Source organism: Nocardioides sp. (assembly GCF_004803405.1).
Taxonomy (GTDB): Bacteria; Actinomycetota; Actinomycetes; order Propionibacteriales; family Nocardioidaceae; genus Nocardioides; species Nocardioides vastitatis.
Map to the genome: position 1 here is coordinate 12763 of NZ_SSXI01000022.1, position 22128 is coordinate 34890.

Sequence of the window (22128 nt, forward strand, 5' to 3'; positions counted from 1 at the left end):
GCCCACTGCACCTACCCGAATGGTGAGGAATCACGGTCCATGGGCGGACACCACGCGCGGCACGCGGCGCCCGAGACGGCGCGGATGCGGCGCATCGCCCTGTTGGTGATCGCGCCGATCGCCGCACTGACCGTGCTGGCGATGATCTGGCTCTGGCCGACCGGCAGCATCGCGCAGTCGGAGCAGGCCGGCGGCGCAGGGGAGCTCGAGGGCCAGGTGGTCGCGATCGACAGGGAGACCTGCCCTGAGGAGCTCGCCGACGACGTGAACGGGTGCGGCACCGCTGAGGTTCGGGTCACCGGAGGTGCCGAGGAGGGGACGCGCCTGAAGACCCTGCTCCCGAACGGGGCGGGTGCACCGCGGATCGCCGAGGGGGACGACGTGGTGCTGATCGAGACGACCGGTCCCGACGGTGAGGCGTTCTCCATCGTCGACCACCAGCGTGCGACCGGGCTCTGGGTCGTCGCGGCCGCCTTCGCCCTGGCCCTGCTTGCGTTCGGACGATGGCGCGGCCTGACCGCGTTGGCCGGCCTCGCTGTCACCTTCGCGCTGCTCGTGTTCTTCGTGGTGCCGGCGATCCTCGCCGGCGAGCCCCCGCTGCTCGTGGCGATCGTGGGGTCCGCGGCGGTGGTGCTGACCGTCCTCTACCTGACCCACGGGTTCGCGCTGTCGACCACGGTCGCGGTCCTCGGCACGCTCGTCAGCCTCGTGCTGACCGGGCTGCTCTCGGCCGCGGCGGTCGCCGGACTGCACCTCACCGGGGTCACCGACGACATCTCCACGGCCGTGGGCGCGGTCCACAGCGTCAACATGGAGGGCCTGCTCCTGGCCGGCATCGTCATCGGAGCCCTGGGCGTCCTCGACGACGTCACCGTGACCCAGGCCGCGACGGTCACCGAGCTCGCCCGCGCCAATCCCTCGTACGGATTCCGGCGGCTCTACCGAGCCGGCAGCCGGGTGGGACGCTCGCACATCGCCTCCGTCGTCAACACCATCGTCCTCGCTTATGCCGGATCGTCGCTGCCGCTCCTGATCCTGATCGTCGCCAACAACGACTCCCTGGGCGGCGTGGTGACCGACCAGGTCATCGCCCAGGAGGTCGTGCGCAGTGTGGTGGCGACGCTGGGGCTGATCGCCGCCGTGCCCGTCACCACCGCTCTCGCCGCGCTCAGCGCTCGCCGCACCGGAGTGTCCCCGGCCGGTCCTACGCTCGGGGCATGAACCGGATCGACCGCTTGTACGCCCTGGTCGAGGAGTTGCGCGCGGCGGGCGCCAGGGGGCGTACGGCGCCCCAGCTCGCCCGGCACTTCGAGGTCAGCGTGAGGACGATCGAGCGCGATTTGAGCGCCCTCGGTCAGGCCGGCGTGCCGCTTGCGACCAAGCAGGGACGCACGGGCGGCTACACCCTCGACCGGTCGATGAGCCTGCCGCCCCTCAACTTCACGCCGCGCGAGGCGGCGGCCGTGGCGGTGGCGCTCAGCGGCAGTGAGCACGTGCTGTTCCGGCGGGATGCGCGCAGCGCCCTTCAGAAGATCGTGGCGGCGATGCCCGAGCGGGCGCTCGAGGAAGCCCGGCGGACGGCGGGGAAGGTGCGGCTGATCGTCCAGCCCGTCGCGGATCCCGACGCCGAGGTCGCCGAGACGGTCTGGCAGGCCGTGCGCGACAACCTCGTGCTGCGCATCCACTACGTCGACGTCGGCAGCGTCGAGACGGAGCGGGAGGTCGAGCCGCACCAGATCGTGATGGGACCCAACGGGTCCTACCTGACGGCGTGGTGCCACCTGAGGGGGGAGGACCGGGTGTTCCGGATGGACCGCATCACCCGAGCAGAGCGGATCCCCTCCGTGGGGCGACCGCACCGTGCCGCCAGCGAGCCGGTGGTCGACGGTTACGAGACGAAGCTGCCCGCGGCCGCGCTCGGCTTCGAGAAACTCACGGGGAACACCGACATAGGGCTGTCGCGAGCACCGGCGACGGTAGGTGCATCCCGCCGGCCGGCGGGTTGACGACAAGCACAAGGAGAAGCCATGACGGACCCTGCTCCGGGCACCCTCGCCTGGTTCGAGGTCGCGACCAGCGACCCCGACAGCGCCGAGAAGTTCTACGGCAACCTCTTCGACTGGACCTTCGAGGCCGACGCGCCTGCCGCGTCCGGCGGCATGGACTACCGCAACATCAAGGCATCCGGGGCGGACACCCCGATGGGCGGCATCTTCAGCACCGGCGGCCAGGTGCCCGACCATGCCGTCTTCTACATCCTCGTCGCGGACGTGGAGGCCGTCTGCGTCGACGCCGAGCAGCTCGGCGGCTCGGTGGTGGCCCAGCACCTGGATCCCGGACCGGGTGCGCCGAAGTTCGCCTACCTGCGGGACCCGGCGGGCAACCAGTTCGGCGTGTTCAGTCCACCGGCGGCCTGATGCCACCTGACGCGACGGGTGCGGCCCCGTCGGAGGAATCCGGCGGGGACGACGCCCGCGACCTGTACGACCAGCTCACCGACGACCTGCTCTACGACCCCGCCATCGGACGGGCCACGATGATGGGCTATCCCTGCGTCCGCCTGGCCGGGCGGTTCCTGGCGTCGTACGACGACAAGGCCGCCTGTCTGGTCGTGAAGCTCCCGCGGGCGCGGGTCAGCGGCCTCGTCGAGTCCGGGACCGGAGAGCCGTTCGCCCCGGCCGGCCGGGTCTTTCGCGAGTGGGTGTCGATCCCGACCGTCGATCGCGCCCTCTGGCAGCGGCTGCTGGAGGAGGCGGTCGACTTCGCTCGGGAGGGGCTCAACCTTCCGGGGACTCCCAGGTGAACCCGTCCGGGTCGGTGAACGGCCCGGCGTGGCTGGTGACCACGAGGCGGTGCGACCCGCTGCCGTCCGCGGAGACGCCGGCGTCCTTCGCCAGGGCGCGGTGCTTGTAGAGCCCCAGCTTGATGGCACCGGGCGGGGTCACGAACTCGACGTAGGAGCCGGCGAAGCCCTTGCCGACCCTGAGCCCGCGGTCTTCGTAGAGCCTTCGGGTCGCGCGCACGTCGGAGGCGCCCAGCAGAAGCACGATGTCCTGGACCTCCCGGCTGGCCGGGCCGGTGGTCTTCTTCTTCGACGTCGCCACCTTCCAGATCGTCCCGTCCGGCGCCTGCACGACGCCTCCGACGCCCCACATCGACTTCGCCGGTGGTTTCAGCGTCGTCGCCCCGGCCTCGAGGGCCGCGTCGATGAGCGCGGTCACGTCGGCGGGCTGCGCGACGATCAGCGACAAGGTGAATCCACGGAAGCCGTCGGTCGGCGCGTCCGAGGCGCGGACCTGCAGCCGGTCGTCGAGGCCGAAGGCGGTCTTGTAGAAGTTGTCGGCAGCGGTGGGGTCGGTCACCTCGAGGGTGACGGACTCGATGGGGGTCACGGCGGTGGTGGTCATGTCGATGACGCTAGGTCCGCCGGCCCGGGCTGCGCTTCTCGATTCCTGACCGGTTGCCGAGCATCGAGCGCCCACCCGGTCAGGGCGACGACCGCGAGCCCGAGGACGACGTACCACGGATGCGCGACCAGGGCGGCCTCCACGCCCCGGAACGGGTTGCCGAGGAGCCCGACCCGCTCGAGCGCCCAGCCGGTTGCTGCCACCAGGGCGAGGCAGCCGCCGACGAGGCGGACGCCCGGGTAGAACCGGGTCCGCGCCAGCGCATAGAGGGACGGGAAGAGGGCCGCCGTCGCGGTGAGCTGCGCCAGCTCCACCCCGAGGTTGAAGGCCAGCAGGGGAGGCACCGACCGGGACCCTTCGAGGCCGAGATCGGTCAGGATGCCGGCGAACGCGAGGCCGTGCACCAGCCCGAAGCCGGCCGCGATGAGCGCTTCGCCGCGCGGGACCAGCGGTCGCACGGCGTGCACGGCGGCGACGCCCACCGAGACGGCGACGAGCACCTCGACCACGGTGGTGGGCGCCTGCACCCAGCCGAGGCTGGCCGCGATCAGGGTGGCGGAGTGGCCTACGGTGAAGGCGGTGACGACCGTCGCGAGGTCCCGGAGCGTCGGTGCCACATCCGTCCGGCGTCGCCACCGCCCGGCCACCACGACGACCGGGGCGGTCAGTAACAGTGCGGTGAGGAACATCAGGTGGTCGGCTCCCTCGAGCACGTGCTGGAAGCCGTACTCGACCATGTCGAGCAGACCGACCGGCGTCGCGCCCGAACCCGTGTCGCCGGCAACCGTCAGGGTCGGGTCACTGCTCGTGAGCACTCCAGGCGTGCTGATCTGCCCGGCCGCGTCGGTGAGGACCACGACTGCGTCGTGATCGGGGATGGCCTCGATGACGGCGTCGTACTCGATCTCCAGGCCTGACGTCGACGCACCGCCGGTGTCGAAGACGACGTCGACGCTGACGGAGTCGATGCCCTCGACGGACTCCCTGGTCAGGCTGGTGAAGGTCTCGGTCCAGACCGTCCCGTCCGCACCGGTCAGCTCGAGGTGGTCGCCGAGGTACGCGACCACCTCGTCGGAGTACGACGACACGTCCACCTCGCTCGAGTAGTCCGTGCCGAGCGCCTGGTCGAGCGTGGCCATCGCGATGGTCACCGTCGCGTCTGCCTCGGTGTCACTGACGTGCAGCGAGATCGTGCTGCTGTCGAGACTGTGCGCGTGCGCTGCCGACGGGACGAGGGCCACGCTCAGCGCGGCCGCCGCGACGGCGCCGGCCAGACCGGCCGCGCGCCTCGCGAGCCGCATCAGGCGGTGAGCCCGGTGAAGGACGGCGTGGCCTCCTGCCCATCCCACGTCACGCGGAACGTGAACGCCTCCTCGAGCGCGGCGCGGTAGGCCTCGGCCTGCTCCTCGGAGATCGTGCCGGCCTCGAGCAGCGCGTCGATCGCGGGACTCCAGGACTCGACCAGCGCGTCGATGAGCGTGGTCGGGTCGAGGCCGAGGTCCTCGGCTACGGCGGCGAGGTTCTGGCCCTGCTCCTCCATACGGACATGGAGTTCCTCGTGGCTGATCGCCAGCACCTCGTCGAGCACGTCCTGGACGGGCTGGTGCCCGCGGTGCAGGTCGAGGGAGCCGTCACCGTAGGCCTCCTGGATCAGGTCGATCAGCTCCTCCTCGGTGGTGACCGACGCCGGGTCGACCGACTGGCCCGGTCCGCCGCCGGCGGGCATCGCGCCATTGCTTTGTGCGGCGGTGCTCTGTGAGGTGGAGGCCGAGGAGGAGTCGGTGGTCGACGAGGTCGTCTCGCTCGCGCCGCAGGCGGCGACGGTCGGGATCAGGACGGCGAGGCTGAGGGCAGCCAGGGTCTTGCGGAGCTTCATCTGTTCTCTCGCTTCATGTTGGCGGGTACTGGAGACGAGGATGCGCGAGCGGTCGGGGAGCGGGCTGTGCCTTCTCTGTGAGCCCTCTGTGAGCGACTTCGCCTTGTATCCGGTACCTAGGTACAGGTTTACGCTGACGGCATGGAGCACCTCCTGACCACCGAGGCCTGCACGATGCCCACCGCCGACCGGCCACTGCGCCTGGCCGAGTTCGACGCCCTCTTCTCGCGTGCCGTTCGCGATGTGCAGCGCGGAGGCACCGGCGTGCGGATGCACCTGGCCGGCGACGCCGGCCTCGTCGACCGGGTCCGCGACCTGACCGACCGGGAGACGTCCTGCTGCTCGTTCTTCGCCTTCACGATCGACGGCACCGACGACGACCTGACGCTGGACATCGCCGTGCCGCCGGCGCGGCAGGAGATTCTGGACGCCCTGGCCGACCGTGCCGCGGAGCTGTCGACATGAGCCTGCGGATCATGGAGGTCGCCCAGGCGGCGGGCGTCAACAAGGAGACGCTCCGCTACTACGAGCGCCGCGGGCTGCTCCGGGCCCCCGACCGCAGCCCGGGCGGGCACCGGCTGTACGACGACCGAGCCGTGCAGACCGTGCGGGTCATCAAGGCCGCGCAGCGGCTCGGGTTCACGCTCGAGGAGATCGCCGACCTCGTCGCAGTGGGGCGCCGGCGCGGTGTCGGGTCGGGCATGCAGGGGCGTGCCCGCGAGAAGCTGGCTGAGGTCGAGGCGCGCATCGCGGACCTGCAGGCGATCCGTGGCAACCTCGTCGCTGCGCTCGAAGCAGGATGCGACGACCTGCACGTGTGCGTCACCCGGGACTGCTGTCCCGTGCCGTTCTCGGAGATCTCGACCCGCAGCGCCGCCGGCCCACGCCGCTGACCGGGGTTCGCCACCACGTTGTGCGAGCTGGTCTTCGGTCGCCGAGACGGTTGACCATCCCGGTCGCTAGGGACGGCGGCCCAGGAACGCCACCAGTCGGTCGCCGGCGGGAGTGGTGGGTGGGACGGGCAGGGGCGGGTCGAACCGGGCGGCGCGGCCCGATGAGTCCACGAGCGCAGGGCACAGCTCGAGCAGAGGAACCGCGAGCGGGGCGGAGATCTGACGAGGCGAGCCGCATGCCACGGAGATGTCCCAGGCGTGCACGGCGACCTCGATGGCGGCCACGAGCAGGAGCTCAGATCCGTCGAGGCTGCAGCATCCGATGGTGACGGTCGGCGGCGCGGGGAGCAGGCGGAGCAGCTCGGCGAGACCGGTCCGGATGCCGGCAACAGTGTCGCCTCCGGTGATGAGGCGCCGCGGCCGGAAGAGCCGCACGTGCCCGCTGGCGAGTCCCTCTGCGACGGCCGACGTCGAGTCGGCCACGTGGCAGAGCAGAGTGCCGAGGTCCCATTCGCGGCACGGCGTGGACCGCCGCAGGTCGGCGTCCGCCCCGATCGGGAGGGCGTTGAGCGCGTAGCCAACCGCTTGCGCGACGAGCGCTCCCCCCGGGGCCGCGCCGTCGTGCACAGAGGCTGTCGTCATGACGTCGTGGCAGACAGCCCGAACGTGGCGAAGAGGCCAGGATCCTGGAAGTCGACGACCCTTGCCACGCCGTCCCCCGCGAGGTCGAGCACGTGGATGGAGTGGGCGGTCCAGTAATCGCCCTCAGGGGTGTACATGGCGAATGCCGCCTGGGCGTTGGCTCGGATCCGGACCATCCGCGAGCCGCCGGGCCGTCCCGCGAACGCCGGGCACCTCCCGGCCACCAGCGCCAGCACGCGGTCGCGACCGAGGAACCAGTCCGGAACCGGCGGCATCTCCCAGACCACGTCCTCACGCAGCACCGCGCCGAGGTCGGCGAGATCCGCGTGCTCGAACGCCCGGGCGTACCGGTCCAGGATCGCCCGTGCCGCCGCGTCGTTCGGCTCCGCGACGCACTCCGCGTCGGGGGCCACAGTCCGCAGGTGGGCGCGAGCGCGCTGGAGTGAGCTGTTGATCGCGGCCGGGGACGTGTCGAGGATCTCAGCAGCCTCGGCCGCTGGGATCCGGAGCACGTCGCAGAGCAGCAGCGCGGCACGCTGGCGAGCGGGCAGGTGCTGGTAGGCGACGACGAGCGCCAGCCGCAGGCTGGCCCGGTCGGCGACGACCGCCGCCGGATCGGAGGTGACCATGCTGTCGGGGACCGGTTGCACCCAGGCTGCGTCGGGCAGCGCGGCTCGGAGATCGGCCTGCGGGTCGTCGGAGGGTGCTCCGAGCCCCGAGGGCAGCGCACGGCGCTGGCGCTGATCGAGCGCCGTGAGGCATGCGTTGGTGGCGATCCGGTAGAGCCAGGTCCGCAACGACGCCCGGGACGCGTCGTAGGAGCCGAACGAGCGCCAGGCCCGCAAATAGGTCTCCTGGACGACGTCCTCGGCGTCGTGGGGCGATCCGAGCATCCGGTAGCAGTGCGCGATCAGCTCGCCCCGGTGGCGGACGGCCGCGAGAGTGAATCCGGCATCCCGTGGTGCGGTGACGTCGGTCGACGGCGTAACGGGGTGACCCATGGCGTGCTCCTTCCGCACCGCTGCCGCGGCGTCCATCAGTACATACCGGCGCCGGAGCCGAAACTCATCGATGAGTTCGGGCCTCGCGCTCGGTAGGTACCGGCATGCCCACCCGAGGAGGAACGTCGATGAGCAGTCGACCCGAGCGATCGATACAGCGCTGGACCCTGGCACTCGCCACCGTGGCGTCGTTCATGACGGCGCTGGACACGCTCGTCGTGTCCACCGCCCTGGACACGATCCGTAGAGACATGTCCGCCTCCGTCGCAGAGCTGGAATGGACCGTCAACGCGTACAACCTGAGCTTCGCCGTGCTCCTCCTGACCGCCGCCGGCGTGGGTGACCGGTTCGGTCGCCGGCGGATGTTCGCTGTCGGCCTCGTCGTGTTCGTCGGGGCGTCCGCCGCCTGCGCCCTGTCGACAGACGTCACCGCACTGATCGTCGCCCGGGCCGTGCAGGGCGTCGGCGCTGCGCTGGTGATGACCCTGTCGCTGGCGCTGGTCAGCGCGGCCTACCCGTCGCACCGCCGGGGCGCGGCGATCGGTGTCCTCGAGGGCATGGTCGGCCTTGCGGTGGCGCTCGGCCCGCTCGTCGGCGGCGCGATCGCCGAGGGCCTGAACTGGCAGTGGATCTTCTGGCTCAACGTGCCGGTCGGCCTGGTGGCAATCCCGCTCGTGCTCGGGATGCTGAGGGAGAGCCACGGCCCGGATACGCGCCTGGACCTGGGCGGCGTGGTGCTGGTGACCGCGGGCGCGTTCGGTGTGGTGTGGGCGCTGGTGCGTGGCAACGTCGCTGGATGGGAGAGCGTCGAGGTGCTGGTCGCGCTCGTGGGCGGCGTGGTGGCGCTGGTCTCCTTCGTCGTGTGGGAGAACCGGGTATCGAACCCCATGCTGCCGATGCGGTTCTTCCGGTCACGGGCCTTCTCTGCGGGCAACACGGCGGTCTTCCTCACCTTCGCGTCGTTGTTCATCGCTGTCTTCTTCCTCGCCCAGTTCCTGCAGATCGTGCAGGGACACGGTCCGCTGGACGCAGGTCTGCGCCTGCTGCCGTGGACGGCGACCCTGTTCTTCTGTGCGCCCGTCGCGGGTGCGCTGGTGGACCGGATAGGGGAGCGGCCGCTGCTGGTGACCGGTCTGTCCCTCCAAGCGGTCGGACTAGCGTGGGTCGCCGTCGCCGCCGCGCCGGAGACGTCGTACGGCGCCCTCGTGCTGCCGCTGGTGGTGGCAGGTGCTGGAGCGTCGATGGCCATGCCAGCAGTCCAGACCGCGGTCGTCGGGTCCGTCGACCACGCCGAGCTAGGGAAGGCGGCCGGTGCGAACAGCATGATGCGCGAGCTCGGCGGCGTCTTCGGGATCGCTGCCGGCGTGGCGGTGTTCGCCGGCGCCGGCGGCTACGGCTCGGTGCGCGCGTTCACCGACGGGTTCGGCCCCGCCCTCGGGGTCGCCGCAGCGCTGTCGGTCCTCGGTGCGCTCTCGGCGCTGTGGGTGCCGGTCATGTCGCGGGGCTCACTGGATGCGGCTGGACAGCCGGTGCGGCGTGAGAGCACTGTGGAGCCTGTTTGAAGGAGACGCGATGGGGATCTACCGCGAACAGGTCCTGCCAAGGATCGTCAACGTCGGGTGCGCCATGGGACCGGCCCAAGGGCCGCTGCGGAAGCGGGTCTGCGCGGGGCTGTCCGGAGAGGTCCTCGAGATCGGGTTCGGCTCGGGGCTGAACGTGCCGCACTACCCGGCGACGGTCTCCCGGGTGGCGGCCGTCGAGCCGTCCGACGTCGGTTGGAGCCTGGCCTCCGCGCGGGTGGAGGCCAGCGCGGTGCCGGTCCAGCGCGTGGGAATGGACGGTCAGGCGCTGCCGCTGCAGGACGACTCGTTTGACTGCGCGCTCTCGACCTGGACGATGTGCACGATCCCCGACCTGGCCGCGGCCCTCTCGGAGGTGCGACGGGTGCTGCGACCCGGCGGAACCCTGCACTTCGTCGAGCACGGGCTCGCGCCGGACGAGTCGGTCGCACGGTGGCAACGGCGTCTCGAACCCGTGCAGAAGCGCGTCCTGGGCGGGTGCCACCTCACCCGACCGATCCTCGACGCGATCGAGGCGGCCGGCTTCACCATCACCGAGGTGGACGTCTTCTACGAGGAGGGTGCCCCGAAGGTGCTGGGTGCCGACAAGCTGGGCGTCGCCACGGCCTGACCGGCGGTCCGGGACCCTAGGCTGGCGGGATGCAGGTGCTGGATGAGGAGAGTCCGGGTTCGCGCCTGATCTACGGCTGCATGGGGCTCGGCGGGTCCTGGGAGGACGGCCGGTACGGCGCCCGGGAGGTCGATCTGGCGGAGGCAGCCGTCGCGGCGGCCGTCGAGAGCGGGATCGGCCGCTTCGACCACGCCGACATCTACCGTCGTGGCAGTGCCGAGTCTGTCTTCGGCGAGGTCCTGCGCCGGGCGCCCGAGCTGCGGGCGCGGATCCGGATCCAGGGCAAGGTCGGCATCCGGCTGGCTGCGGGTGACGTCGTCGGGCACTACGACCTCGGTGCGGTCGCCATCCGGGAGGGCGTGCTCGGGAGCATCGAGCGCCTCGGAGTGGAGCGGCTCGACGTGCTGCTGCTGCACCGGCCGGATCCGCTGTGGGAGCCGGTGGAGGTCGCGAGCGCGGTCGCCGAGCTGCAGCGGGACGGCCTGGTCGGCGACGTGGGCGCGTCCAACATGTCGACGGCCCAGCTCGTCGCGCTCCAGGACGCGCTGGGCACCCCGCTCGTCGCGAACCAGCTGGAGATGAGCCTCGCTCGACACGGCTTCGTGGACTCGGCGGTCCTGGTCAACCACCCCGACAACGTCGGCACGGACTTCCCGCACGGGATGCTCGAGCACTGCGGCAGGCGCGGCATCGAGCTCCAGGCGTGGGGGGCCCTGGCAGCCGGGCGCTACACCGGCGGATCGGCTGTCGACGGGCGGACCGCGGCGACCGCCGCGCTGGTCGCGCGGATGGCCGCCGATCTGGGAGTCACGCCCGAGGCCGTGGTGCTCGGCTGGCTGATGCGGCACCCCGCGCGGATCGCGCCGGTCGTGGGCACCACCAACCCGGACCGGATCCGGGCCTGCGCGCAGGCGGAGTCCGTCGCCGCGGCCATGACACGTGTCCAGTGGTACACCCTCTACACCGCCGCCCGAGGCAAGCCGGTGCCCTGAGCTGACCGGCGGTCATCGCTGCGCCCACCGGCGGTCGGCGGCTCGGCCGCGTCCGACGCGGATGGTGACGGTTGCCGAGGTCGTCGTACGGCCTTCCCCCGGGTCGTGTCTACCACTCGTCGGCTGAAGCCACTGCCGCCGCGTCAGAGTGACCGAGGACAGCAGTCGCCCGGTCAGCGGAGCAGGGGCGCGAACGTCAGCCCCAGGTGCAGCAGGAGCCGGTGATCGCCGCGGTTGAGATCCAGCCCGGTGACCTGCTCGATCTTCTGGAGCCGGTAATAGACGGTCTGTCGGTGCACGTTGAGTGCGCTCGCGGTCTGCTGCGCGTTGCCGGCGTGCTGCAGGAACGAGTCCGCCGTCCTGATCAGCTCCGCGTCGCCGTACTCCAGCAGTCGGACGACGGCCTCGTCGAGGACCGCCCCGGCGAGCGCGCTGTCCGGGCCACAGGCCAGCAGTCGGTAGACGCCCAGCTCGGGCCACACGGCGACCGGCCGGACATCGGGTACGGCGGCGCACACACGGCTCGCGAGCCGTGCCTCCTGCCAGCTCGCGCGGGCATCCGCCAGGTCAGGCCGCGGGCCCCCGACACCCACCACGAGGTGCTCGCGGTCACGAGCGTCCAGCCGTTCGGAGTACAGGTCGCGCACGCGCCGGGCGACGTCGAGTGCGGGGGCGAGGTCCCCACCCGGCACGGGCACCAGCAGGGTGGTTTCACTCTCGCTCGCGGTCGCCAGCACGGAGCGAGGCAGGCTCCAGAGGTTGATCGGCACGGCCGGCGCGGGACCGGTCCCCGCAGGCGGGCTGGTCACCCGCAGTTCGAGCACGCTGATCGGCACCCCCCGGCGGACCATGCCCTGCTGGTCGATCTCGTCGGCGGCCTGCTCCGCGGACTCGCGATCAGGCGAGAGCAGGTCCTGCAGCTTGAACTCGAGCACGTCCCGGGCCCGGGACTGCTGTGCCATCAGCGCTCCGGCGCGTTCGGCGAGCCGCATGGCGGCTGCGACGCGCGGTTCGTCCACGTCGTGGTAATCGTCGAGCACCCACAGGTAGCCGTAGGTGACGCCGTTCCAGCGAGCAGGCAGGCACAGGCGCGGCAGGATCCGCTGGTCGGGGGACGCGGGGGTACGCACGGGCTCGTCGCTGGTCGCGATCCCGAACTGCTCGAACCACCTGCGCACGTCGGCCGAGGAGCGACGCTGCAGGATCGAGTCCTGCCGGATGTCGTCGATCTCCTCACCATGCGAGCCGAAGGCGACCATGTTGAAGTGCCGGTCCTCGAGCGTGACCGGGCGCTGCAGGAGCCGGGACACCTCGTCGGCGATGTCCTGGAGCTCGGGTCTCATCCGCTGCCTCCGATGGGTTCCACTCCGCATCTTGCAGCGGGATTGAGCAGATGTCTAACAGATCTTGCACCAACGTCTGGCAGTTGTCTCGGGTGCTGCCCGATGCCGCCGCCGTACGTTGCGGGGAGTTGCCCAGATCACATCCCGGAGGTTCTCATGCTCGGTCCCCTGTTGCTCCGCGCGTCTCGCAGCGAAGGCGTCCGAGGAGCGGTGTCGGTGGCACCGATGTCGCGCAACCTCATCGACCGCTTCGTGCCCGGGGAGCAGATGAGCGACGTCCTGGACGCGACCGACGACCTGGTGAGCTCCGGTCGAGCGGTCACGATCGACCACCTCGGTGAGGACACCCTCGACCGGGCCCAGGCGAGCGCCACGCGGGACACCTACGTCCGGCTGCTCGGTCGCCTGGCCGACCTCGGGCTCGCATCGCGCACCGAGGTGTCCCTGAAACTCTCCGCCGTGGGTCAGGCGCTGCCGGCTGACGGCCACGCCGTGGCGCTCGACAACGCACGGGCGATCTGCGCGGCCGCATCGTCGGCGGGGACCACCGTGACCCTCGACATGGAGAACCACACGACCGTCGACTCGACGTTGGCGGTGCTGGGCGACCTCCGCGCCGACTTCCCGTGGGTCGGCGCGGTGCTGCAGTCCTGCCTGCGCCGGACCGAGGGCGACCTGCGCGACCTCAGCCACGCCGGCTCCCGCGTTCGGCTCGTCAAGGGCGCCTACGCCGAGCCCGCGTCCGTGGCGTACGCAGCGAAGCGCGACGTCGACCTCGCCTACGTGCGCGGTCTCAAGCTCCTCATGGCCGGCGCCGGCTACCCGATGGTCGCCAGCCACGACCCGCGGATGATCGCGATCGCGCGCGACCTTGCCGAGCGGTACGACCGGACCGCGGACACCTACGAGTTCCAGATGCTCTACGGGATCCGCGTTCCCGAGCAGCGCCGGCTGGTCGCCGAGGGGGAGACCATGCGCGTCTACGTGCCCTACGGCGAGGACTGGTACGGCTACTTCATGCGCCGCCTGGCCGAGCGGCCCGCGAACGTCGCCTTCTTCCTCCGCTCCCTCGTCAGCCGCTGACGACCACCACCCCGACGACGTCAGACCACCGAAAGGACACCACCCGTGGATGCAGTGACTCATGTGCCGGCTCCCGTCAACGAGCCGGTTCGCGACTACGCCCCCGGCGCTCCGGAGCGCGCCCGCCTCGAGCAGAAGCTCAAGGAGCTGGCGGCAGAACCTCAAGACCTCACCGCCACGATCGGTGGGGAGCAGCGCGCCGGTGGCGGCTCCGCGATCGAGGTGGTCCAGCCGCACCGCCATGCTCACGTGCTGGGCGTCCTCCAGAACGCGACCCAGGACGACGCCGCGGCCGCGATCACCGCAGCGTCGGACGCCGCAGCCGACTGGCGGGCGCTGAGCTTCGACGAGCGCGCCGCGGTGTTCCTCAAGGCGGCCGACCTCCTGGCCGGGCCCTGGCGTGAGACCCTCAACGCCGCCACCATGCTCGGGCAGTCGAAGACCGCGATCCAGGCCGAGATCGACTCCGCGTGCGAGCTGGTCGACTTCTGGCGCTTCAACGTCGGCTACGCGAGGGACATCTATGCAGGGCAGCCGAGTGCGAACGCGCCGGGCGTGTGGAACCGGCTCGACCATCGGCCACTGGAGGGTTTCGTCTATGCGATCACGCCCTTCAACTTCACCGCGATCGCAGGCAATCTCCCCACCGCGCCGGCGCTGATGGGGAACACGGTGGTGTGGAAGCCGTCGCCCACCCAGCAGCTCGCGGCGCACCTGACCATGCGGCTGCTCGAGGAGGCCGGCCTCCCGCCGGGCGTGATCAACATGCTCCCGGGTGACGGCCTCGCGGTCTCCGAGGTGGCGCTGACCCATCCGGACCTGGCCGGCATCCACTTCACCGGCTCCACGCCGACCTTCCAGCACCTGTGGCGCACCGTCGGCGAGAACATCGCGTCCTACCGCACCTATCCGCGGATCGTCGGCGAGACCGGTGGCAAGGACTTCATCCTCGCCCACCCGAGCGCGGACCCGGAGGTGCTGCGCGTGGCCATGATCCGGGGTGCCTTCGAGTTCCAGGGCCAGAAGTGCTCGGCCGCGTCGCGCGCCTACGTCCCGCGAAGCGTCTGGGCGAGGATGCGCGACGAGCTGGTCGCCGAGACCGAGGCGCTGACCGTCGGCGACGTGACCGACCTGTCGAACTTCATGGGAGCCGTCATCGACGCGCGGGCGTTCGCACGGCACAAGGCGGCGATCGATCGGGCGCACGCCGCGCCGGGCATCGAGGTCGTCGCAGGCGGCACCTACGATGACGCCGAGGGCTGGTTCGTGCGGCCGACCGTCCTGGTGGTCGACGACCCGGCGGACGAGGTGTTCCGCGACGAGTACTTCGGCCCGATCCTCGCCGTCCACGTCTACGAGGACGGCGACTTCGAGAAGGTCGTGGCACAGATGGAGTCGGTGGCGCCGTACGGCCTGACGGGCGCGGTGATCGCGCAGGACCGCGGCGTGATCGCCTGGGCGAGCGAGAAGCTCCGTTTCGCCGCCGGCAACTTCTACGTCAACGACAAGCCCACCGGCGCAGTCGTCGGGCAGCAGCCGTTCGGAGGCTCGCGCGCCTCCGGCACCAACGACAAGGCCGGTTCGCCGCTGAACCTGCTGCGCTGGACCTCCCCGAGGGCGATCAAGGAGACCTTCGTGCCGGCGACCGACCACCGCTACCCGCACATGGTCGTCTGAAGCCGTGGGCTGGGAACCGAGCGCTACCACCGGTTCGACGGTCCGGTTGACCGGCTTCGGGGCCCGGCTGGACGCCCTGTCGCCGGGCGGGATGGACGCCGAGTTCGACGGCGAGGCGGGCATCTTCACCCTGTATGTCGCCGGTGAGCCCGCCTCGCTGAGCGAGGTGCTGCCGCTGCTGCACAGCCTGGGCCTCGTCGTCCTGGACGAGCACCCGCACTGTCTGGTGCGCGAAGGTGCCGTGGCGTGGGTGTATGAGTTCCGGGTGCGACTGGAGCCGGCCGCTCCCGATGCCGACCCAGGTCTCCTCGTCGAGGCGTTCCGGGCGGCCTGGGACGGGCTCGTGGAGGTCGACTCGTTCAACCTCCTGGTCGCCCGGGCCGGCCTCAGCTGGCGCGAGGCGGCGCTGATGCGCGCCTACGCCCGCTTCCTCAAGCAGGTGGGTCTGCCCTTCGGTCCGGCTCAGGTCGTCCAGGTCCTCGAGCGGCATGCCGGCACCACGGGCCTGCTGGTCGAGCTGTTCGTGCGCCTGCTCGATCCGGACCGCGCGAGTGCGGACGAGGCGGCAGCGCTGGAGAGGGAGGCGCGAGCAGCCATCGAGGCTGTCTCCGGGATCGACGACGACCGGATCCTCCGCGCCTACCTCGCGCTGGTCCTCGCCACCATGCGCACCGACTTCTTTCGCATCAGCGGGTCCGGTCGGCCGGCGTCGACGATCACGCTCAAGCTCGCCTCGCGGTCGATCCCCGAGGTGCCGGAGCCTCGGCCGCTGCACGAGATCTTCGTCCACGGTCCCGACGTGGAAGGCGCGCACCTGCGGTACTCCCGGGTCGCCCGCGGTGGTCTGCGTTGGTCGGACCGGGCCGAGGACTACCGGACCGAGGTGCTCGGCCTGGTCCGTGCCCAGATGGTGAAGAACGCGATCATCGTGCCCGCCGGTGCCAAAGGCGTCTTCGTGGCGAAGGGTGCCGACGGAGCGAGCTGCTACCGCACGTTCGTGTCCGCGCTGCTCGGTGTGACCGACGATCTCGACGTCACGACAGGGGAGGTGGTGCCTCCCGAGCGCGTGGTGCGTCGTGACGGTGACGACCCCTACCTGGTGGTGGCTGCTGACCGCGGGACCGCCGGCCTGTCCGACGTGGCCAACGCCGTCGCGGAGGAGCGGGGATTCTGGTTGGGTGACGCCTTCGCGTCGGGCGGGTCGACGGGCTATGACCACAAGACGGTCGGGATCACCGCTCGCGGTGCGTGGGAGAGCGTCAGGCGCCACTTCCGCGAGCTCGGCATCGAGGCTGACCGTGACGAGATCACCGTGGTCGGGATCGGCGACATGGGCGGCGACGTCTTCGGCAACGGGATGCTGCTCAGCGAGCGGATCCGGCTGGTCGCTGCGTTCGACCACCGCCACATCTTCATCGACCCCGACCCCGACCCCGAGCGGTCCCACGCCGAGCGAGCGCGGCTCTTCGCCCTGCCGCGTTCGAGCTGGGCGGACTACGACCCGGCACTGATCAGCGCCGGGGGTGGGGTCTGGCCGCGGACAGCCAAGTCCGTTCCGGTCAGCCGCCAGGCCGCGTTGGCCCTGGGCCTGCCCGCCGGGACGACAGCGTCATCCTCCCAGGAGCTGATCAAGGCCATCCTCCGGGCGCCCGTCGACCTGCTGTGGAACGGGGGCATCGGCACCTACGTGAAGGCGGCGACGGAGTCCCACCTCGACGTCGGCGACAAGGGGAACGACGGCGTGCGGGTGAACGCGCGAGAGGTGCGAGCCCGGGTCGTCGTCGAGGGCGGCAACCTCGGTGTCACGCCGCGCGGTCGGATCGAGCTCGCGCACGCTGGTGGCGTCGTCAACAGCGACGCATGGGACAACTCGGCCGGAGTGGACTGCTCGGACCACGAGGTCAACATCAAGATCCTGCTGAACTCGGTGGTCGCGAGTGGCGCGCTGGACCGGCCGGCGCGGGACGCACTGCTCGCGGAGATGACGGACGACGTCGTCGAGCTCGTGCTCGCAGAGAACCGGGCCCAGAACGACCTGTTGGGCACGGCCCGGCATCGTGCCGTGGAGCTGGTGGGCGTCCATGCCCGACTGATCGCTCATCTGGAGAGCAGGGGCGCCCTGGCCAGGCAGCTGGAGGCGCTCCCCGGTCAGGATGAGCTCGATCGTCGCGCCGAGGAGGGCACCGGACTGACCTCACCCGAGCTCGCCACGCTGGCGGCTCACGTCAAGCTCATGATGAAGGCGGAGCTGTTGTCGTCCGAGGTGCTCGACGAGGACCTGTTCGCCGGCCGGCTGCTCGACTACTTCCCGGCCCAGCTGCGGCGACGCTTCCCCGAGGCCATCGCGCAGCACCCGCTGCGCAAGGAGATCCTCGCCACCGTGCTGACCAACGAGCTGGTGGACTCCGGCGGGATCTCCTTCGCCTTCCGCATCTCGGAGGCCACCGGAGCCTCGACGGCCGACGTCGTCCGCGCCTACGCGGCCGCGTACGACATCTTCGATGTCGCCGCACTCCTGCGTGAGGCACGCTCCGCGGGCACCACGCTGGTCGCGAACGTGCTGACGGGCGAGGTCCGCCGACTGATGGAGCGGGCCACGCGTTGGCTCCTCGCCCAGCGGCCGCAGCCGGTCGCTGTCGCAGCGGAGACCGCTCGCTACCGGGACGCCGTGACGGCGCTCGCACCCCGGCTGCCTGGTCTGCTGGTCGGCACCGACGCTGCGATCGTGGCGGGGCGTACGGCTGCCGCGACGGCGCTGGGCGCCGATCCGGAGCAGGCGCGGGAGGCGATGACGCTGCTGCACCGCTTCTGCCTGCTCGACGTGGTGGACCTGGCTCGGCAGCTCGAGGTGGAGCCCGACCTCGCGGCCCGGCTCTACTACGGGCTCAACGCCCACCTCGATGTCGACCACCTGCTCAGTGCGGTGTCGGCGCTGCCGCAGCGGGACCGATGGGAGACGCAGGCGCGGCTGTTGCTCCGCAGCGACATCTATCGCGCCGTGCGTGCTCTGTGCGCCGACGTGATGGCCCAGGCGGGCGAGGACCACTCCGTCGAGCAGGCGATCGCGGAGTGGGAGGACGCCAATCGGTCCCGCATCGCCCGGTCCCGCCTCATTCTCACCGAGATCGCTCAGGTGTCGCCGGCCTCGGTGACCACCCTCTCGGTGGCCGTGCGACAGCTCGCCAGCATGGTGAGCGGAACGCACGTCCCGCTGACGGCGGGCGGAGTGCACCCGGCGCCCCGTTGGACATCTGTCGCATAACTAGGTCCGATCTTCGGACATCTGTGCGCCGCGGGTGACGCGCGTCACCCCCTAACGTCACGGGAACCTCGAAGCCAAGGAGCACGAATGTCAGACCAGAACTACCAGCTGTTAGCACTGCTCATCTACCTGACGGCCATGCTGGCGATCGGAGGGTGGGCCTACCTCCGCACCACGGACCTCGGCGACTACATGCTGGGCGGGCGCGGCCTGGGCCCGATGGTGAGTGCGCTGAGCGCCGGTGCGTCGGACATGTCCGGCTGGCTTCTGCTCGGCCTCCCCGGTGCCATCTACGCCGCCGGCCTCGTCGAGGGCTGGATCGCGGTGGGGCTGACCGTGGGGGCATGGCTCAACTGGAAGTACGTCGCCCCGCGCCTGCGCACGTACACCGAGGTGGCCGGTGACTCGATCACCGTGCCGAGCTTCCTGGAGAACCGTCTCAAGGACACCTCGCGGCTGCTCAGGGTCGCGTCCGGCTCGATCATCCTGCTGTTCTTCACCTTCTACGTGTCCTCCGGCATGGTTGCCGGCGGCGTCTTCTTCGAGAGCTCCTTCGGCTCGGGCTACCACCTGGGCATGCTCATCGTGACCGGTGTCGTGGTCGCCTACACCCTCTTCGGAGGGTTCCTCGCGGTCTCCTACACCGACTTCGTCCAGGGCACGATCATGCTGGTCGCCCTGATCATGGTTCCCGTCGTCGGCGTGTTCGCCACGGGCGGTCTCGGAGAGACGGCGGCGAGCATCCGCGCCGTGGACCCCGACCGGCTCAGCCTGCTGGCCGGCGCGACCGGGCTCGGTGTCGTCTCGGCCGCGGCCTGGGGGCTCGGCTACTTCGGCCAGCCGCACATCATCGTGCGCTTCATGGCGCTCCGCTCGGCCGGTGAGGCTGCCAGCGCCCGTCGCATCGGCATCGGCTGGATGCTCATCAGCCTCTTCGGCGCCGTGGGCACCGCTCTCGTCGGCATCGCCTACTTCGAGCAGCACCCGGAGGCCAGCCTCAGCGACCCGGAGGCGATCTTCATCGCGCTCGGCCAGATCCTGTTCCACCCGCTCGTCGCCGGCATCCTGCTCGCCGCGGTCCTCGCGGCGATCATGAGCACCATCTCCTCCCAGCTTCTGGTCACGTCCTCGGCACTCGTGGAGGACCTCTACAAGGCGGTGCTGCGCACCGACGCCTCCGACCGGCAGCTGGTCATGCTGGGTCGACTCGCAGTGCTCGGGGTCTCCGTGATCGCTGCGGCGCTGGCCTGGCAGAAGAGCGGCACGGTGCTGGAGCTGGTGGCCTATGCCTGGGCCGGCTTCGGGGCGTCGTTCGGCCCGGTGATCCTGCTCTCCCTCTACTGGAGGAAGCTCACCGCCACGGGTGCGCTCGCCGGCCTCGTCACCGGCGCGGTCACGGTCATCGCCTGGGGCAACGTGGAGGCGCTCAGCTCCCGGATGTACGAGATCCTTCCCGGATTCGTGCTCAGCGCGATCGTCACCGTGGTCGTCAGCCTGCTGACCTACCGGCCGGACCCGCGCATCGAAGCGGAGTTCGACGAGGCGATCCGCCTGCTCGACCGCGATGCGCCGGCGTCGCCGGAGAAGGTCGCGGTCGGGTAGACCCGAGACCACCGTCGGCGCCCAGCGGTCATCGCTGGGCGCCGATGTGTCCCGTGGCAGTCGTCGCTCGCCTGAAGGACCAGCCAATCGCCAGCCACTCAGTCAGGTTGCCGAGGGTCGGGCCCGCATCGTCGCGCGGGTCTCCTGGGTGGCTCAGCCGCGTCCGACGCGGAGCATCTCCTCGCGCTCGGCGACCTTGATCCGGATCCGGCCGGCGGCCTCGCCCAGCGCGATCTCGTGCTGGTCGATCCGCTCCCACGACTCGTGGGTGACCACGTCGACGTCGCGCTCGGCGAAGTAGGCATCGACGTCCTTCCGGTCCCGCGAACGGGCGGTGAGCGTGGTCTCCGCGAGCAGGTGCGCGACCGTCTCCGCCGCGTCGCTCTTGGTGTGGCCGATCAGGCCGACCGGACCGCGCTTGATCCACCCGGTGACGAAGGTCCCGGCGATCGGCGCGCCGTCGAGGTCGAGCACCCGGCCGCCGTCGTTGGGGATGACGGCGTTGCGGTCGTCGAACGGCAGGCCCGGCAACGGCGTGCTGCGGTAGCCGACGGCGCGGTAGACCGCCTGCGCCGGCCACTCGGTGACCTCGCCCGTGCCCTCGACCGAGCCGTCCCCGACCGGGCGGGTGCGCTCGGTGCGCAGCGCGCCGACAGCGCCGTCGTCCCCGACGATCTCGACCGGCTGCTCCAGGAAGTGGAGGTGGATCCGGTGCGGCTTGCCGGACGGTTCGCGACCCACCCAGTTGGCCAGCGTGTCGAGCACCATCTTGGCCTGACGGTTCTTCGCGATGTGCTCCATGCTCGCGTCGTCCACCTCGAACCCCTCCGGGTGCACGATCACGTCCACGTTGGGGGAGTGGGCGAGCTCGCGCAGCTCGAGCGGCGAGAACTTCACGTAGGCCGGTCCGCGCCGTGCGAAGACGTGCACGTCCGTGGCCTGCTTGGCCGCCAGGCCCAGATAGACGTGATCGGGGATGTCCGTCGAGAGCATCTCCTCACCGGTCTTGGCGAGCACCCGCGCCACGTCGAGGGCGACGTTGCCGGCACCGAGTACGGCGACCTCCCGCGCGTGCAGCGGCCACGACCGCGGCACGTCGGGGTGGGCGTCGTACCAGGACACGAAGTCGGCCGCGCCGAAGGAGCCCGGAAGCTCCTCGCCGGGGATGCCGAGCGCGCGGTCGCTCATGGCACCGGTCGCGACGACGACGGCGTCGTAGAACTCGCGCAGGTCCTCGAGCTTCACGTCGACGCCGTACTCGACGTTGCCGAGGAAGCGGACGTCCGGATGGCCGATGACCCGCTGCAGGGCCTTGATGATCTCCTTGATCCGCGGATGGTCCGGTGCGACGCCGTAGCGAACCAGGCCGAACGGCGCAGGGAGTCGCTCCAGGATGTCGACCGAGACCGGGGTCTCGGACTTGGTGAGCAGGTCGGCGGCGTAGATGCCGGCCGGTCCACCGCCCACGATCGCAACGCGAAGAGTCATACCGAGAAGTCTCTGACGTCGGGCGGCGCGGGAGAACGAGGTCCCGCTTGGGTTCTCACAAGGTAGGGTTGTGACTGTGTTGGGATCCCACGTCCCGGACCTACGGGCCCTGGAGCTGCTCGTCGTCGTCGCGCGCGCCGGGAGCCTCGGCGCGGCGGCGGCCGAGCTCGGCATCAGCCAGCAGGCGGCGTCCTCCCGGGTGCGGACCATGGAGTCGCTCGTCGGCGAACCGCTGGTCGCCCGCAGCAAACGGGGATCCGAGCTCACCCCGACAGGCGAGCTCCTCGTCGAGTGGTCGGGCCGGGTGCTCGAGGCCGCCCACGAGCTCGACGCCGGAATCACCGCGCTCCGCGCGGACCGTCGGGGGCACCTGGCGATCGCAGCGAGCCTCACCATCGCCGAGCACATGCTGCCCGGCTGGCTCGTCGGGCTGCGGGGTCACCAGACCCAGCGCGGGCTGCAGCCCACCGAGATCACGATGACTGCCACCAACAGCGCTCGGGTCACCGAGCTGGTCGCGGCCGGGGAGGTCGCGCTCGGCTTCGTCGAGGGTCCGGACGCGCCCGGCGGCCTGCATCGCCGTCTGGTGGGCACCGACGAGCTGGTGGTGGTGGTGGGGCCGACCCATCCATGGGCCTCGCGGCCGCGCCGCCGGGTCACCGCCGCGACGCT

21 protein-coding genes are annotated in these 22128 nt (G+C 71.0%); 14 read left to right on the forward strand and 7 right to left on the reverse strand.

Annotation, left to right across the window (positions count from 1 at the left end; all coding sequences use genetic code 11):
* Positions 1-39: 39 nt before the first annotated feature.
* Genes E7Z54_RS01765 through E7Z54_RS01780 form a run of 4 tightly spaced genes read left to right on the forward strand, consistent with a single transcriptional unit; the run spans position 40 to position 2803 of the window.
* The gene (locus E7Z54_RS01765; protein WP_206055953.1) at positions 40-1221 is read left to right on the forward strand and encodes a YibE/F family protein; all 1182 of its coding nucleotides are present in this window, start codon (positions 40-42) and stop codon (positions 1219-1221) included.
* A complete protein-coding gene (locus E7Z54_RS01770) occupies positions 1218-2006 on the forward strand; it encodes a helix-turn-helix transcriptional regulator (RefSeq protein WP_136431178.1) in 789 nt (262 codons plus the stop codon). The genes E7Z54_RS01765 and E7Z54_RS01770 overlap by 4 nt, the downstream gene beginning before the upstream one ends.
* 21 nt (positions 2007-2027) lie before the next feature.
* Positions 2028-2417 (forward strand): VOC family protein, encoded by a 390-nt coding sequence (locus tag E7Z54_RS01775; protein ID WP_136431180.1) that lies wholly within the window; start codon positions 2028-2030, stop codon positions 2415-2417.
* Complete coding sequence (locus E7Z54_RS01780) at positions 2417-2803, forward strand: hypothetical protein (protein WP_136431182.1); 387 nt, start codon at positions 2417-2419, stop codon at positions 2801-2803. Before E7Z54_RS01775 ends, E7Z54_RS01780 begins: the two co-directional genes overlap by 1 nt.
* Here the strand turns inward: E7Z54_RS01780 and E7Z54_RS01785 are convergent.
* From E7Z54_RS01785 to E7Z54_RS01795, 3 genes are read right to left on the reverse strand one after another with little or no spacing between them, the layout of a single operon-like run.
* The gene (locus E7Z54_RS01785) at positions 2778-3407 is read right to left on the reverse strand and encodes a glyoxalase (RefSeq protein WP_240769467.1); all 630 of its coding nucleotides are present in this window, start codon (positions 3405-3407) and stop codon (positions 2778-2780) included. The genes E7Z54_RS01780 and E7Z54_RS01785 overlap by 26 nt on opposite strands.
* Positions 3404-4708: a HupE/UreJ family protein gene (locus E7Z54_RS01790; protein ID WP_136431184.1), complete on the reverse strand. Its 1305-nt coding sequence runs from the start codon at positions 4706-4708 to the stop codon at positions 3404-3406. The genes E7Z54_RS01785 and E7Z54_RS01790 overlap by 4 nt, the downstream gene beginning before the upstream one ends.
* On the reverse strand, positions 4708-5283 hold the full coding sequence (locus tag E7Z54_RS01795) for a hypothetical protein (protein WP_136431186.1): 576 nt from the start codon (positions 5281-5283) through the stop codon (positions 4708-4710). The genes E7Z54_RS01790 and E7Z54_RS01795 overlap by 1 nt, the downstream gene beginning before the upstream one ends.
* A gap of 141 nt (positions 5284-5424) precedes the next feature.
* Between E7Z54_RS01795 and E7Z54_RS01800 the strand changes: the two genes are divergently transcribed.
* Both E7Z54_RS01800 and E7Z54_RS01805 read left to right on the forward strand, forming a co-directional pair.
* Positions 5425-5748: a hypothetical protein gene (locus E7Z54_RS01800; RefSeq protein ID WP_136431188.1), complete on the forward strand. Its 324-nt coding sequence runs from the start codon at positions 5425-5427 to the stop codon at positions 5746-5748.
* On the forward strand, positions 5745-6176 hold the full coding sequence (locus E7Z54_RS01805; protein ID WP_136431190.1) for a MerR family transcriptional regulator: 432 nt from the start codon (positions 5745-5747) through the stop codon (positions 6174-6176). The genes E7Z54_RS01800 and E7Z54_RS01805 overlap by 4 nt, the downstream gene beginning before the upstream one ends.
* Before the next feature lie 66 nt (positions 6177-6242).
* Here the strand turns inward: E7Z54_RS01805 and E7Z54_RS01810 are convergent, their stop codons facing one another.
* Positions 6243-6818: a TIGR03086 family metal-binding protein gene (locus E7Z54_RS01810; protein WP_136431192.1), complete on the reverse strand. Its 576-nt coding sequence runs from the start codon at positions 6816-6818 to the stop codon at positions 6243-6245.
* Positions 6815-7819 (reverse strand): sigma-70 family RNA polymerase sigma factor, encoded by a 1005-nt coding sequence (locus tag E7Z54_RS01815; RefSeq protein ID WP_136431194.1) that lies wholly within the window; start codon positions 7817-7819, stop codon positions 6815-6817. Before E7Z54_RS01815 ends, E7Z54_RS01810 begins: the two co-directional genes overlap by 4 nt.
* Before the next feature lie 128 nt (positions 7820-7947).
* On the opposite strand from E7Z54_RS01815, the gene E7Z54_RS01820 reads away from it, so the two are divergent.
* From E7Z54_RS01820 to E7Z54_RS01830, 3 genes are read left to right on the forward strand one after another with little or no spacing between them, the layout of a single operon-like run.
* Positions 7948-9381, forward strand: a complete 1434-nt coding sequence (locus E7Z54_RS01820) for an MFS transporter (protein ID WP_136431196.1) — start codon at positions 7948-7950, stop codon at positions 9379-9381.
* A gap of 10 nt (positions 9382-9391) precedes the next feature.
* Entirely contained in the window at positions 9392-10009 is a 618-nt protein-coding gene (locus E7Z54_RS01825; RefSeq protein WP_136431198.1) for a class I SAM-dependent methyltransferase, read from the forward strand.
* Between the two features lie 29 nt (positions 10010-10038).
* Positions 10039-11001: an aldo/keto reductase gene (locus tag E7Z54_RS01830; protein ID WP_206055954.1), complete on the forward strand. Its 963-nt coding sequence runs from the start codon at positions 10039-10041 to the stop codon at positions 10999-11001.
* 173 nt (positions 11002-11174) lie between these two features.
* On the opposite strand, the gene E7Z54_RS01835 is transcribed toward E7Z54_RS01830, so the two are convergent.
* Positions 11175-12344, reverse strand: coding sequence for a PucR family transcriptional regulator (locus tag E7Z54_RS01835; RefSeq protein ID WP_206055955.1), 1170 nt, complete (start codon positions 12342-12344; stop codon positions 11175-11177).
* Positions 12345-12569: 225 nt separating this feature from the next.
* Here E7Z54_RS01835 and E7Z54_RS01840 point away from each other — a divergent pair, with 225 nt between their 5' ends.
* From E7Z54_RS01840 to putP, 4 genes are all read left to right on the forward strand, one after another.
* Positions 12570-13427 (forward strand): proline dehydrogenase family protein, encoded by an 858-nt coding sequence (locus E7Z54_RS01840; RefSeq protein ID WP_346763527.1) that lies wholly within the window; start codon positions 12570-12572, stop codon positions 13425-13427.
* A 45-nt stretch (positions 13428-13472) separates the two neighbouring features.
* The gene (gene pruA / locus E7Z54_RS01845; RefSeq protein ID WP_136431204.1) at positions 13473-15104 is read left to right on the forward strand and encodes an L-glutamate gamma-semialdehyde dehydrogenase; all 1632 of its coding nucleotides are present in this window, start codon (positions 13473-13475) and stop codon (positions 15102-15104) included.
* A 4-nt stretch (positions 15105-15108) separates the two neighbouring features.
* Entirely contained in the window at positions 15109-18366 is a 3258-nt protein-coding gene (locus E7Z54_RS01850; protein ID WP_136431206.1) for an NAD-glutamate dehydrogenase domain-containing protein, read from the forward strand.
* Positions 18367-18453: 87 nt separating this feature from the next.
* Positions 18454-19968, forward strand: coding sequence for a sodium/proline symporter PutP (gene putP / locus E7Z54_RS01855; RefSeq protein ID WP_136431207.1), 1515 nt, complete (start codon positions 18454-18456; stop codon positions 19966-19968).
* Between the two features lie 153 nt (positions 19969-20121).
* Here putP and E7Z54_RS01860 read toward each other — a convergent pair whose 3' ends face one another.
* Positions 20122-21456, reverse strand: a complete 1335-nt coding sequence (locus E7Z54_RS01860) for an FAD-dependent oxidoreductase (RefSeq protein WP_136431209.1) — start codon at positions 21454-21456, stop codon at positions 20122-20124.
* A gap of 76 nt (positions 21457-21532) precedes the next feature.
* Between E7Z54_RS01860 and E7Z54_RS01865 the strand changes: the two genes are divergently transcribed.
* Positions 21533-22128 (forward strand): LysR family transcriptional regulator (locus E7Z54_RS01865; protein WP_168798115.1); only part of this gene is annotated, 596 nt, incomplete at its 3' end.